The following is a 13,546-nucleotide window of genomic DNA, read 5'->3' on the forward strand; positions in this document are numbered from 1 at the left end:
TGAGCGCGTGAGGGGCGGGCTCGGGGTGAACCGCGCTGTTCCGTACGCCTGCCCGCAGGGCCACTCTTCCGTGCGGCACCGGCCCGCAGGGTGACACGACCGTGGATCGTGACGGCTCTCGCGCTCCGCCCGGCCGGCACCGCCGCCACGCTGCTCGCCCTGACCACGGGCGCCTCGGCCCGCGCGGACGCAACGGATCGTACCGTCTGGGCCGGTGCCCGCTCGCCGTGCGCCGCCTGCGCGGGTCCGTGAAATTGCGTGGCACGCCCGTTCGCCGGGCCACTAGGCTCCTGCGCTTCGGTGCCGGGTGGCGAGGAGGGCGGTGGATGTGGGCTCGGGACGGTTGTACGCGGCCGTCACGGCGGGGGCTTTCCGGCGGTACGCGACGTATCGGGCGGCGACGCTGGCCGGGGTGTTCACGAACACGGTCTTCGGCGTCATCCTCGTCCACACGTATCTGGCGCTGTGGGAGGAGAAGCCGCACCTCGGGGGGTACGACCAGGCGCAGGCCGTGACCTATGTGTGGCTGGGGCAGTGCCTGTACGCGACGCTGGCGATCCAGGGCGGGGGCGCGGAGAAGGAGCTGATGGAGCGCATCCGCACCGGTGAGATCGCCGTCGATCTGTACCGGCCGGCCGATCTTCAGGTGTGGTGGCTGGCGGGGGACGTGGGGCGGGCGCTGTTCCAGATGCTGGGGCGGGGGGTGGTTCCGTTCCTGTTCGGCGCGGTGTTCTTCACGATGGCGCTGCCGACGGACGTCACGCGCTGGGCGGCTTTCGTGGTCACGCTGCTGCTGGCGACGGTGGTGAGCTTCGCGATCCGCTATCTGGCGGCGCTGAGCGTGTTCTGGCTGATGGACGGCATGGGCGTCAATCAGGTGCTGATGGTCACGGGGGTCTTCTTCTCGGGCATGGTGCTGCCGTTGAACGCCTTTCCCGGTGTGCTCGGCGAGGTGGTGCGGGTGCTGCCGTGGGCGGCGCAGATCCAGATGCCGGCGGATGTGCTGATGGGGGAGACGGACCCGCTGGGGGCGTTCGCCTTCCAGGCGGCGTGGGCGGTGGCGCTGCTGGGGGTGGGCCGGCTGGTGCAGTCGGCCGCGACGCGGCGGGTGGTGGTGCAGGGTGGGTGAGCGCGGTGCGGTCGCCGAGGGGCTGCGGGCCTACCGGCTGATCGCGGGGATGTGGGTGCGCTCCAGCATGACCTACCGCGCCTCCTTCGTGGTCACGGTGATCGGGAACCTGACGGTGACCTGCCTGGACTTCGTGGGGATCCTGCTGATGTTCTCGCAGGTGGACTCGCTGGGCGGCTGGTCGCTGCCGGAGGTGGCCTTCCTGTACGGGTTGTCCGTGACGTCGTTCGGGATCGCCGATCTGGCGCTGGGCTCGATGGACGTCCTGGGGGCCCGGATACGCGACGGTTCGTTCGACACGCTGCTGGTGCGTCCCGCGCCGGTGCTGGCCCAGGTCGGGGCCGACCGGTTCGCGCTGCGGCGGCTGGGCCGGATCACGCAGGGCGCGGTGGTGCTGGGCTGGGCGCTGGTGTCGGTGGACGTCGACTGGGGCGCGGGCAGGGTGCTGCTGGTGCCGGTGATGGTGGTGAGCGGCGCGGCGATCTTCTCGGCGGTGTTCGTGGCCGGGGCGGCCTTCCAGATCTACGCGCAGGACGCCGCGGAGGTGCAGAACGCCTTCACCTACGGCGGGACCACGCTGTTGCAGTATCCGCCGTCGGTGTTCGGCAAGGACCTGGTGCGGGGGGTGACCTTCATGGTGCCGCTGGCCTTCGTCAACTGGGTGCCCGCCTCCTATGTGCTGGGGCGGCCGTACCCGGTCGGGCTGCCCGGGTGGGCGGCCTTCGCCTCGCCGCTGGTGGCAGTGGCCTGCTGTGTGCTCGCCGGGCTGGCGTGGCGTACGGGGCTTCGTTCGTACCGGAGTACAGGGAGTTGAGTTGACCGATTCGGCGAGCGGGACCGCGCACGGCGGGTTCATCGAACTCGACGGTGTGGAGAAGGTCTTCGAGGTGCGCAAGAAGACGGGCTTCATGAAGCGGGAGCGGCGGCGGGTGCGGGCCGTGGACTCGATCTCCTTCCGGGTGGAGCGCGGCGAGATGGTCGGCTACATCGGGCCGAACGGGGCCGGCAAGTCCACCACGATCAAGATGCTGACGGGCATCCTCACGCCGAGCGCGGGACGGCTGCGGGTGGCCGGTATCAACCCCTCCGAGGAGCGGACGCGGCTCGCGCACCGGATCGGCGTGGTGTTCGGGCAGCGCACGACGCTGTGGTGGGACCTGCCGCTGATCGACTCTTACCGGCTGATGCACCGCATGTACCGGATCCCGGACGCCCGTTACCGGGAGAACCTCGGCCGGCTGGTCGATCTCCTGGACCTGGGCGGCCTGCTGGACGTGCCGGTCCGGCAGCTCTCCCTGGGGCAGCGGATGCGCGGTGACATCGCGGCGGCGCTGCTGCACGACCCGGAGGTGCTGTACCTGGACGAGCCGACCATCGGGCTGGACGTCGTCTCCAAGTCGAGGGTGCGGGAGTTCCTGCGGGAGCTGAACGCCGAGCGCGGCACGACGGTGCTGCTGACCACGCACGATCTGCAGGACATCGAGCAGTTGTGCAAGCGGGTGATGGTCATCGACCACGGGCGTCTGATGTACGACGGTCCGCTCGCCGGGCTGCACGAGGCGGGGGAGGGCGAACGGACCCTGGTGGTGGACCTGGAGCGGGAGCTGCCGCCGATCGAGGCGCCCGCGCCCGCGCGGGTGGTGCGGGTGGACGGTCCGCGGCAGTGGCTGGCGTTCCCGGCGTCGGAGTCGGCGGCGCCGCTGGTGGCGCGGATCGCGGCCGACTACCCGCTGGTGGACCTGTCGGTGCGGGAGCCGGACATCGAGGCGGTGATCGCGAAGATGTACGCGGAACAGGCCGAGCGGTCGATCTCGTAGCCCCCGGCGGGGTGAACTCGTAATCTGCTGTGCATGACCGACGACGCAGTCCCGGACCTCCGCGCCTCCGACGCCGACCGTGAACGGGTCGCCGAGATCCTTCGGGACGCCGTGGCCGAGGGCCGTCTCGACATGGCGGAGTTCGAGGAGCGGCTGGACGCGACGTACCGGGCGCGGACCTACGGGGAGCTGGAGCCGATCACCCGGGACCTGCCGGCCGCGGGTGTCACTGCTCCGGCGGTGTCCCTGACGAAGGACCCCGCGGCCGGCCCGGACTGGTCCGGGCGGATCGTCGGCGGCGAGGGGTCCTCCAGCTGGGCGGTCGCCGTGATGTCCGGCTTCCAGCGTAAGGGGCGCTGGACGATGCCCCGGCGGTTCACCTGCTTCGCCTTCTGGGGCGGCGGGGAGATCGACCTGCGCGAGGCGAACTTCGCGGACCGCGAGGTCGAGGTGAACGCTATCGCGATCATGGGCGGGGTGGATGTGATCGTGCCGCCCGGGGTCGAGGTCGTCGTCCGCGGTATCGGCGTCATGGGCGGCTTCGACCACCGCGAGGAGGGCGTGGCGGGGGAGCCGGGCGCCCCGCGGGTCGTCGTCACGGGCTTCGCGTTCTGGGGCGGCGTCGGGGTGCAGCGGAAGCTCACCCGGGCGGAGAAGCTGCGCGTCCGCGAGGAGCGCCGCCAGGAGAAGCTGGAGCGCGAGGCGGGGCGGCGGGAGCTGGACGGGTCCCGCCGCCGGGACTCCCACTGGGAGCACTGAGGGCTGCTGCCGGGCTGTGACGCCCGGCAGCGGACGGGGGCTACAGCTCCGCCGGAGCCGACCCCTTCAGCGTCTCCAGGTCGAAGGACTCCGCCATGCGGGTGTACCCCTTGTCGCTGGGGTGCAGATGGTCCCCCGAGTCGTAGTCGGGGCGCAGCCGCCGAGGGTCGTACGGGTCGCGCAGCGCCTTGTCGAAGTCGGCCACGGCGTCGTACACCTTCCCGGCGCGGATCTCCGCGTTGATCGTCTGGCGTACCGCCTCACGCGCGTCGGTGTACCCGCGGTGGCCGTGGAACGGCATCAGGGTCGCCCCGACGACCTTGACGCCCCGGGCGTGCGCCTGCCCGACCAGGGTGCGCAGTCCGGCGAGGATCGCGTTCGGGTCGGCGAGGCGCGGGTTGCGCAGGATGTCGTTGACGCCGAGGTCGATGACGACGACCTTGACGTTCGTCCGCTCCAGCACGTCCCGCTGGAAGCGGTTGAGGGCGCTGGGGTTGTCCGCGGGGCGGCCCAGGCCGTCGGTGAGGACCCGGTTGCCGCTGATGCCCTGGTTGACGACGCTGTAGCGGGGCAGGTCCCGTCCGGCCGCGATCTGCGCGCGCAGCCGGTCGGAGAGCACGTCGGTCCACCGGTTGTTGGCGCCCGGGGTGGAGGTGATGCCGTCGGTGAGCGAGTCGCCGAGGGCCACGAGCGTGCCGTCGGACTCGTTGCTCAGCACGTCCAGCGCGGTCAGGTAGCGCCAGTAGACGCTCTGTTCGGTGTACGGGGTGCCCGTGGTGTCCTGCGCGTGGTCGCCCTGGGCGACGTAGGAGGTCTGCCGGGCGTGCGGGTGATAGGTGACCGGGCCGGAGCTGGTCGGGGTGTACGTGGTCACCAGGACGTCGGAGTCGTGCGGGACGACGACCCGGACCGCGTCGCTCATCACCTGCCGGCCGGGCGGGACGACGACCGAGGGGCCGCCGCCGAAGGTCAGCTGCCGCATGGTGTCCGCGAGTGCCGCCGCCGTGCCGCTGCCCGCGGAGACGGCGATCGACGCCCGCGTGATGTTCAGCGGCGCCTGGCCGTAGAGATTGGACAGCGTCACGCGGGCACTCGTACCGCCGACGCTGGTGTGGACGACGTTGCGCACCGATCGGTCCGCCATGCCCGTCGTCTCGGTGCCGGGTTCGGCGGCGGCCGGGGACGTGGACCAGGTGCCGACCCAGGTGCCGGTGGAGGCCGGGGCCGCGGAGTTGTGCGGGACACGGCCGTCGCCGAGGGCGGTCCGGTCGCGTGTGCCGTCGTCGGATGCCACTCCGATGTATATGGCGGCGGAAAGGGCCATGATCGCTGCGACGACCACGCCCAGGAGGGCGTAACCACGTCCTCGGGTCATGCTGTGTTGTTCTCCTCGGGCGATGGGAGCCCAAGGCTCCGATCTGATGTGCCCATGATGCGTCATGGACCGGGGGAAGCTCACAGGACCCCGTGGCAAATACCCCCTCCTGACAGACGCCGGGAACTCCTGTTCCGTTCCAGGAGTCGGTCAGGAAGGGACAATGTGTGCGGGATCACCAAGCGGGTGGAGCGGATGGAACGGACGAAAGTGGAAGAAAAGGGTGCCGGTGTCGGAGGGCAGCATGCCCGGCCCGGAGCCGCCGTGAACCGTGCGATGACGACCTTCAGCCCGGCGGACGAGGAAAAGCGGCGTGGCGTACGGCAGATGAAGCTCACCGCCACCGGACTCCTGCTGTTCGTGGCCGTGGTCTACGTCCTCGCCAAGTGGGCGCAGAACTCCGGCGCGGGGCCCTGGGCGGGCTATGTCGCCGCGGCCTCCGAGGCGGGCATGGTCGGCGCCCTCGCCGACTGGTTCGCCGTCACCGCCCTCTTCCGGCATCCCCTCGGCATCCCCATCCCGCACACCGCGATCATCCCCACCAAGAAGGACCAGCTCGGCGTTTCCCTGGGCGAGTTCGTCGGTGAGAACTTCCTCTCCGAGGACGTCGTACGGCAGCGGCTGCGCGCCGTCGGCATCGGCAGCCGGCTCGGCGCCTGGCTCGCCGTCCCCGAGCACGCCGACCGGGTCACCGCCGAGCTGTCCACCGCCCTGCGCGGCGCCCTGAGGGTCCTGCGCGACTCCGACGTCCAGGCCGTGGTCGGCGAGGCCATCACCCGCCGCGCGAACGCCCAGGAGATCGGGCCCGGCATCGGCAAGATGCTGGAGAAGGTCGTCGCCGACGGCGGCCACAAACGGGTCGTCGACCTCGTCGTCACCCGCGCCCACGACTGGCTCGTGCTGCACGGCGACTCCGTGATGGACGCCGTGCAGGGCGGCGCGCCCGGCTGGACCCCGAAGTTCGTCGACAGGAAGGTCGGCGAGCGCGTCTACAAGGAACTGCTGCGCTTCGTCACCGAGATGCGCGACATGCCCGGCCACCCCGCGCGCGGCGCCCTCGACCGCTTCCTCACCGACTTCGCCGCCGACCTCCAGTCCGACACCGAGACCCGCGCCCGCGTCGAACGGCTCAAGGGCGAGGTGCTGGGCCGCGGCGAGGTGCAGGACCTCATCGCCAGCGCCTGGACGGCCGTCCGGTCCATGATCGTCGCGGCGGCGGAGGACGAGCGCAGCGAGCTGCGGCTGCGGGTGCGCGCCTCCCTGCTGTCGCTGGGCTCGCGCATGGCGGCCGAGCGCAAGGTGCAGGACAAGGTCGACCGGTGGCTGGAGGACGCGGCCGTCTACGTCGTCACCACCTACCGCAAGGAGATCACCTCCCTGATCACCGACACCGTGGCGAGCTGGGACGCCGAGCACACCACGAAGAAGATCGAGGCCAACATCGGCCGCGACCTGCAGTTCATCCGCATCAACGGCACCGTGGTCGGCTCACTGGCCGGTCTGCTCATCTACACGGTGTCTCACGCGCTCGGCGCGTGAGAGGCCGGATCACGGCGTGGGCGAGGTGGCTCAGGGCGTAAGAGAAACCGCTCAGGGCACTAGAACCGGGTTCCGCTCGACGAGGAGGGAGCCCATGGGCACCGCGCAGGCCGAAAGAGGCCGAACCATCACCACCGACATTCCCGCCCGCCTCGACCGCCTGCCGTGGTCGCGCTGGCACTGGACGATCGTGTTCGGCCTCGGCACCGTGTGGATCCTCGACGGTCTCGAAGTCACCGTCGTCGGCAACATCGCCAGCCGCCTGTCGGAGCCCGGCAGCGGTCTGCCCATCACGTCCGGCGAGGTCACCGGCATGGCGGCCGCCCTGTACGTGGCGGGTGCCTGCCTGGGCGCCCTCTTCTGGGGCCGCCTGACCGACACCTGGGGGCGTAAAAAGCTCTTCATGATCACCCTGGCGGTGTACCTCGCGGCCACCGCCCTGACCGCGGTCTCCTTCGACACCTGGTGGTTCTTCCTCTTCCGCTTCCTCACCGGCTTCGGCATCGGCGGCGAGTACGCGGCCATCAACTCCGCGATCGACGAACTGATCCCCAAGGAGTACCGCGGCCGCACCGACCTGATGATCAACGGCAGTTTCTGGCTGGGCGCGGTCTTCGGCTCGCTGCTGTCGATCGTCGCGCTGGACACGGACATCTTCGCGGCGAACGTCGGCTGGCGCCTCACCTTCGCACTCGGCGCCGTCCTCGCCCTGGTGATCCTCCTCGTCCGGCGGCACGTCCCGGAGAGCCCCCGGTGGCTGCTGATCCACGGCCGCGACGACGAGGCGGAACGCATCGTCTCCTCCATCGAGCAGAAGATCGAACGGGACAACGGCGAGCCGCTGCCGCCCGCGGAGGGCGAGATCACCATCCACCAGCGCCGCAGCGTCTCCTTCCTGGAGATCGGCCGCACGGTCTTCTCCGACTACCGCAAGCGCGCCGTCCTCGGCTTCTCCCTCTTCATCGGCCAGGCCTTCCTCTACAACGCGATCACCTTCGGCTTCGGCGCGATCCTGACGACGTTCTTCGACGTCCCGAGCGGCAACACCGGCTACTACTTCGCCGTCATCGCCATCGGCAACTTCGTCGGACCACTGATCCTGGGCAAGCTGTTCGACACGGTCGGCCGCCGCGTGATGATCTCCGGCACCTACATCCTGTCCGGCCTGCTCCTCTTCGGCACGGCCTGGCTCTTCGACCAGGGCTCGCTGAGCGCGGCCACCATGACCGCCTGCTGGTGCGCGGTCCTGTTCTTCGCCTCGGCCGGCGCCTCCAGCGCCTACCTGACGGTCTCCGAGGTCTTCCCGATGGAGACCCGCGCCATGTCCATCGCCTTCTTCTACGCCATCGGCACCGCGGCCGGCGGCATCAGCGGCCCGCTGCTCTTCGCCAAGCTCACCGAGACCGGTGTCGTCGGGGACACGGTCCTCGCCTTCTCGATCGGCGCGACGCTGATGTGCCTGGCGGGCCTGGTCGCGGCGCTGCTCGCGGTCAACGCCGAACGCCGCTCCCTCGAGGACATCGCCAAGCCGCTCACGGCGGGGGAGAAGCGGGCGGGCGCCGGCACCTGAGGACAGCCGGCCGGAGCGTCCGTCCGCCGCGGACGGTGTATCGGGGGCGTATGCGAAACCGCATACGCCCCCGCAACGGCTCCCCCTCTGCAATGGAGGCATGACACCCCACACCGACCTGACGGCACCACCCCGCCGCACACGCGGCATCGTGATCCCCGTGCTGCTGCTGACCGGCCTGGCGGCCGCCGCGTTCACCCTGCGGCGGCCGCTCATGATGTCCGCCCCGGACTGCGTGGCCGGGCGGTGGCACGGCTGCTTCGACACCTTCAACGGCGTGGTGCTCATGACACTGGTCGCCCTGCCGCTGTCCGCGCTGGTGGCGTGGGCGCTGGCCCACCGCCGACGGGCAGCCGGTGTCCCCGGGGCCTGGCCGAAGTCGCTGGCCGAGGTGGGCATGGTGCACGGCACGGTCCCGTTCCTGTGGCTGACCATGATGCCGGGCGGCGCGGCCGGCACCGCGCCCGCCCGGGTCAGCCTGGTACCGCTGCGGGACCTGGCCACCATGGGGGCGCTCGGCATCGCCGGCAACCTGCTGGTCTTCGCCGCGCTGGGCTTCTTCGGCCCGATGCGGTGGGCGGCCCTGGCGTCCGTGCCGCGGATCGTGGCCCTCGGGGCGGGCTGCTCGGCCCTGGTCGAGACGGCCCAGTACGTCCTGCGGCTGGACCGGGTGTCCTCCGTCGACGACGTCCTGGTCAACACCACCGGCGCCGCCCTGGCCGCGCTGGCGTCACGCCGCTGGTGGCGCACCGGGGTGGCTTCGCCGTCGGACGGGGCGTGTCGCGAGCCGGCAGCGGTGGGCTGAGGTGCCGTGGGGCCGGGGGTGTCCTGGGGCGGCGCCGGCGGGTTGAGGTGCCGTGGGGCGGGGCGTGTCCAGGGCTGGCAGCGGCGGTTGAGGTGCCGTGGGGCCGGGGTGTCCTGGGGCGGCGCCGGCGGGTTGAGGTGCCGTGGGGCCGGGCGTGCCCCGGGTCGGCGCCGGCGGGCTGAGGTGCCCTCGGACCGGCCGCGCCCCGAGCCGGCGCCGGCGGGCTGAGGCACGGGCCCCGTCTTTGCATACGCCGGCGGTATGCCGTGCTGCCTAGGCTGCCGACATGCGCGTACTGATCGTGGAGGACGAGCCCTACCTGGCCGAAGCCGTCCGTGACGGTCTGCGGCTGGAGGCCATCGCCGCCGACATCGCGAACGACGGCGACGCCGCTCTGGAACTGCTGAGCGTCAACTCCTACGACCTCGCGGTCCTCGACCGCGACATCCCCGGCCCCTCCGGCGACGAGGTCGCCCGGCGCATCGTCGCCTCCGGCAGCGGCATCCCCATCCTCATGCTCACCGCGGCCGACCGGATCGACGACAAGGAGTCGGGCTTCCGCCTCGGCGCCGACGACTACCTCACCAAGCCGTTCGAGCTGCGGGAACTCGTCATACGGCTGCGGGCGCTCGACCGCAGACGCGCCTACGCCCGCCCCCCGGTCCGCGAGATCGCGGGCCTGCGCGTCGACCCCTTCCGCCGGGAGGTCTTCCGCGACGGCCGCTATGTCGCGCTCACCCGCAAGCAGTTCGCCGTGCTCGACGTCCTCGTCGCCGCCGAGGGCGGGGTCGTCAGCACCGAAGAACTGCTGGAGCGGGCCTGGGACGAGAACGCCGACCCCTTCACCAACGCCGTCCGCATCACCGTCTCCGCCCTGCGCAAACGGCTCGGCGAACCCTGGATCATCGCCACGGTGCCGGGCGTCGGCTACCGCATCGACGGCGACCACGGCTCCGGCCCCGGGCATGGGCATGGGCATGGGCATGCGTAGACGCCCTGGGCTCAGCGTCCGGCTCAGGCTCACCCTCAGCTACGCCGGGTTCCTCGCCGTCGCCGGGGCGCTCCTGCTGGCCGTGGTGTGGGCGTATCTGCTGCGCTACGTACCCGACAACTCCCAGGGTCTGCTCGGGATCTCGCCCAACCGCTACCTCCTGGTGCGCACCTTCGTCCCCGCCGCGGCCGTGGCGATGGGCTTCCTGCTCCTCTTCGGACTCGTCGGGGGATGGCTCCTCGCCGGCCGGATGCTCGCGCCCCTCACGCGGATCGCCGCCGCGGCACGGACGGCCGGGAACGGATCGCTGTCCCACCGGATCCGACTGGAAGGCCGCCGGGACGAATTCCGCGAAGCCGCCGACGCCTTCGACACCATGCTCGAACAACTCGAGTCGCACGTCGCCGAACAGCGGCGGTTCGCCGCCAACGCCTCCCACGAACTGCGCACCCCGCTCGCCATCTCACAGACACTGCTGGACGTCGCCCGCAAGGACCCCACCCGCGACCGGGACGAACTCCTCGCCCGCCTCCAGGCCGTCAACACCCGCGCGATCGGCCTCACCGAGGCCCTCCTGCTGCTCAGCCGCAGCGACCGCGGCACCTTCACCCGCGTCGGCGTCGACCTCTCCCTCGTCGCCGAAGAGGCCGCCGAAACGCTGCTTCCCCTCGCCGAACAGCGCCGGATCATCCTCGACGTCACCGGCGGGGCCGCCCCGACCAGCGGCTCCGCCGAACTCCTGCTGCGGATGGTGACGAACCTCGTCCAGAACGCCATCGTCCACAACGTCCCCGCCGACGGCACAGTGACGGTCCACACCGAGACACGGCACGACGCGAGCGTGCTGCGGATCGAGAACACCGGCCCTACGGTGCCGGCGGAACTGGTACCGACCCTCACCGAGCCCTTCCAGCGCGGAACGGAACGCGTCCGCACCGACGGACACGCCGGCGTCGGCCTCGGCCTGGCCATCGTGCACAGCGTCGTCCGCGCCCACGCCGGATCCCTCACCCTCACGCTCCGCCCCGGAGGCGGCCTCCTTGTCACGGTCCGCCTCCCCACCGCGTCGCCTCCGGCTGGGGTGCGCGGGGGTGACGGCAGGTGATCCCGGCCGTGCGGGCCCGGCGTGCGGTCCCGGCTGTGCGGGCCCGGCGTGCGGTCCCAGCCGCGCGGGCCCCGGTCGACGAGGTCGGCGGTCCGCCCCGCACACGCCAGCCGCTACCCGGGCCGCCCCCGTCGACGAGGTCGGCGGCCCACCCCGCAGACGCTCGGCCGCTATCCGGCCCGCCCCCGGCGCCGCAGCATCAGCAGCCCACCGGCCACCGCACTCACGCCCGCCGCCGCGATCCACCCCGCCGCATCGCCGGTCCCGGTGGCGGCGAGGTCGTCTCCCGCCGCCGTCGGAGACGCCGAAGCCCGCGGTCCGGACACCGCCACCGGCCGGACCGGGACTCGGCGTTCCGGCAGGCGCCTCCTGCCGCTCCCGGCTGAACGCGAGCGTCCCGAAGCCGAGCTGGTCGAACCCCCCGCTGTTCGGCCCGTAGTCCCCGCCCCCGCCCTCAGGCGCCGCCTTGGCCGCAGCCCGTGTGACGTACGAGGCCGGCAACCCCCGCCGCTTGGTGTAGTGGTTGGCGATCATCGCCCAGATCGGCCGGGTCATCCCCGGGTCCACCCCGGCCACACCGGAGGCGGTCTCGCTCCCCGACCACCCCCCGATCGCCCCCTTCTTCCGCGTGTTCGCCGTGTACGGCACGTCCCCGCCGAGGCTCCACTTGGCCACGTACTGCGCCCCCTTGAGGAACCGGCTGTCGTCGTACCCGTACAGGTCGATCCCCTGGTTCCACGCCATCTCGCACACCGTGCCCATCAGCCCGACCCCGAGCAGCGCATGGCCTTGGTCGCGCCCGGCCTCCACCCACTCCGCGAGCCCGTCCTCGTGCACGACCGGAATGGCGTGCTTCACCGACCCCAACCCGTCGCCGTGCTTGAAGTACTCCACGGCCCGCTCCACGACAGCCCGTTGATCACAGAAGATCCCGGTCGCGAGCACACAGGCGAGCGCCGCCAGATCCCAGTTGGGCCAGTAGTTGGTGACGACCGCGCCGTTGTGACGGGTCAGGAAGTCGTCACTGAGCGGATGGAACACGCCGAGCAGCAACTCCCGCGCCCGCCCGAGCTCGAAATCCGCGTGACCCCGCACGAGTTCGGCGGCGTTCGCGAACTGGTACCCGTACAACCCGGCCGCGAGGAACCGGTCGGCGCTGCCCTCCAGCCGGGTCAGCTTCCCCGACCAGGCGTTGAGGATCGCGACGGCCGTGTCGGCATGGGCCTCCTCGCCGCTGACGTGGTATCGCAGGGCGTTCTGGTAGGCGGCGTGCAGGTCGTTGTAGAGGAGCCTGTAGTTCTCGGGCGAGCCCGACCCCCGGTACACGACGGCCTGCGGATTCGCCTGCCAGCCGCTCTGCGCGTGCCGGTTGGCGGTGAGCTTGGCGAACCCGGCGGCGTACGGTCTGGCACCGGCCTTCACCTTGGCCGCCATACGGTCCAGATCGGCACGGGTGTGCAGCAGCCCGGGATGAGCGAAGGGGGCGCCGGCAGCGTGAGCCGGGGTGGCGAGCACGGCCGCACCCATACCGGCACCCATAGCGGCACCCACACCGGCACCGATACCGATGCCCGCTGCCTTCATCATGCTCCGGCGGCTGATCCGTTGTGTCACGTCGTCGTACCTCAGCGTCGTAAGTCGCGTACCTGCGGGGGACGGTGAGGAGACGGCCGGGTGGCGGGGCGATAACAGAAACTGCGCTATAGTTGATCTGCATCCGGTCGCCGGGACTCCGGCAGACGGACGATGCGTTGGTGGTCCAAGGAAAGACGCCCCACTTCCTGTGGGGAGATGCAGGTGCAAGGCCTGCCCGGCGCTCTGACAAGAACCCGGCCCTGATCTCAGGGCCGGGTTCTTTGCTGTCTGTGCGGAGACAGCCGGTCATCGCCCACCCGGCAGGCAGGCAGACGGCAGACACGCAGACGGCGGACCCTCACACCGGCCGGCCATCGGCCGGTCAACCGTCCCACCGCCCTACCGGCCGACGGGTCACCAGTCCCCTCGGCCGCCAGGCCGGCCGTTCCGCCGGTCGATCGACGGTCAGCCGCGCCGGTCCGCCGCCACCCACGACGCCAGACCCACGGCCCCCGCCACCCCGAAGACGGCGGGCCAGGCACCCACCTTCTTCGCCAGCGGATGAGACCCGGCGAAGGCGGCGACGTACGCGGCCGACAACGCCCCGGCGGTCACCCCGCCCGCCTGCTGCCGCCACTGGCGTGCCGCCGCCACTCCGGCCGCGGCCAGCACGACCCCGCCGAGCGGTCGCTGCCTGGTCCAGCGGGCCACGCCGTACCCGCCCACGAGCCCGCTCGCGGCGACCACCGCACTGGGAACCTTCGCCATGCCTGCCTCCTGCGTTCTACGCCCTGCTCGGGATCTTGAGGCTAGCCCCGTAGACCCCCGAAACCCGAACCTGAGCCTGGGCTTGTCAAGTTTCCTCCTCCGAGCTATATAAG

11 protein-coding genes and 1 pseudogene are annotated in these 13,546 nt (G+C 71.6%); 9 read left to right on the forward strand and 3 right to left on the reverse strand.

The features are described from left to right. The first annotated feature begins 328 nt into the window (after positions 1-328). From AC0665_RS05410 to AC0665_RS05425, 4 genes are read left to right on the forward strand one after another with little or no spacing between them, the layout of a single operon-like run. Positions 329-1,129, forward strand: a complete 801-nt coding sequence (locus AC0665_RS05410; protein WP_478602787.1) for an ABC transporter permease — start codon at positions 329-331, stop codon at positions 1,127-1,129. Positions 1,130-1,178: 49 nt separating this feature from the next. After that, complete coding sequence (locus AC0665_RS05415; RefSeq protein WP_478602789.1) at positions 1,179-1,943, forward strand: ABC transporter permease; 765 nt, start codon at positions 1,179-1,181, stop codon at positions 1,941-1,943. A 1-nt stretch (position 1,944) separates the two neighbouring features. Further along, positions 1,945-2,946, forward strand: a complete 1,002-nt coding sequence (locus AC0665_RS05420) for an ABC transporter ATP-binding protein (protein ID WP_478601953.1) — start codon at positions 1,945-1,947, stop codon at positions 2,944-2,946. A gap of 33 nt (positions 2,947-2,979) precedes the next feature. Further along, positions 2,980-3,705 (forward strand): DUF1707 SHOCT-like domain-containing protein, encoded by a 726-nt coding sequence (locus AC0665_RS05425; protein WP_468409580.1) that lies wholly within the window; start codon positions 2,980-2,982, stop codon positions 3,703-3,705. 40 nt (positions 3,706-3,745) lie between these two features. Here the strand turns inward: AC0665_RS05425 and AC0665_RS05430 are convergent, their stop codons facing one another. Continuing rightward, positions 3,746-5,080 (reverse strand): SGNH/GDSL hydrolase family protein, encoded by a 1,335-nt coding sequence (locus AC0665_RS05430; RefSeq protein ID WP_478704465.1) that lies wholly within the window; start codon positions 5,078-5,080, stop codon positions 3,746-3,748. A 195-nt stretch (positions 5,081-5,275) separates the two neighbouring features. Between AC0665_RS05430 and AC0665_RS05435 the strand changes: the two genes are divergently transcribed. From AC0665_RS05435 to AC0665_RS05455, 5 genes are all read left to right on the forward strand, one after another. After that, entirely contained in the window at positions 5,276-6,619 is a 1,344-nt protein-coding gene (locus AC0665_RS05435) for a DUF445 domain-containing protein (protein ID WP_478704466.1), read from the forward strand. A 94-nt stretch (positions 6,620-6,713) separates the two neighbouring features. Then, positions 6,714-8,189 carry an MFS transporter gene (locus AC0665_RS05440; RefSeq protein WP_478704467.1) on the forward strand — a complete coding sequence of 492 codons (1,476 nt, stop codon included), beginning with the start codon at positions 6,714-6,716 and terminating at the stop codon, positions 8,187-8,189. Between the two features lie 100 nt (positions 8,190-8,289). Beyond that, positions 8,290-8,994: a VanZ family protein gene (locus AC0665_RS05445; RefSeq protein ID WP_478704468.1), complete on the forward strand. Its 705-nt coding sequence runs from the start codon at positions 8,290-8,292 to the stop codon at positions 8,992-8,994. Between the two features lie 286 nt (positions 8,995-9,280). Then, on the forward strand, positions 9,281-9,985 hold the full coding sequence (locus AC0665_RS05450; RefSeq protein ID WP_478704469.1) for a response regulator transcription factor: 705 nt from the start codon (positions 9,281-9,283) through the stop codon (positions 9,983-9,985). Next, positions 9,978-11,090, forward strand: coding sequence for a sensor histidine kinase (locus tag AC0665_RS05455; protein WP_478704470.1), 1,113 nt, complete (start codon positions 9,978-9,980; stop codon positions 11,088-11,090). The genes AC0665_RS05450 and AC0665_RS05455 overlap by 8 nt, the downstream gene beginning before the upstream one ends. A 170-nt stretch (positions 11,091-11,260) precedes the next feature. Here the strand turns inward: AC0665_RS05455 and AC0665_RS05460 are convergent. Together AC0665_RS05460 and AC0665_RS05465 are read right to left on the reverse strand one after the other, a co-directional pair. Further along, positions 11,261-12,677: pseudogene (locus tag AC0665_RS05460) on the reverse strand (alginate lyase family protein). Positions 12,678-13,130: 453 nt separating this feature from the next. After that, positions 13,131-13,433: a hypothetical protein gene (locus tag AC0665_RS05465; protein WP_478704471.1), complete on the reverse strand. Its 303-nt coding sequence runs from the start codon at positions 13,431-13,433 to the stop codon at positions 13,131-13,133. Positions 13,434-13,546: the final 113 nt, after the last annotated feature.

The organism is Streptomyces sp. NPDC043685, from assembly GCF_056436585.1.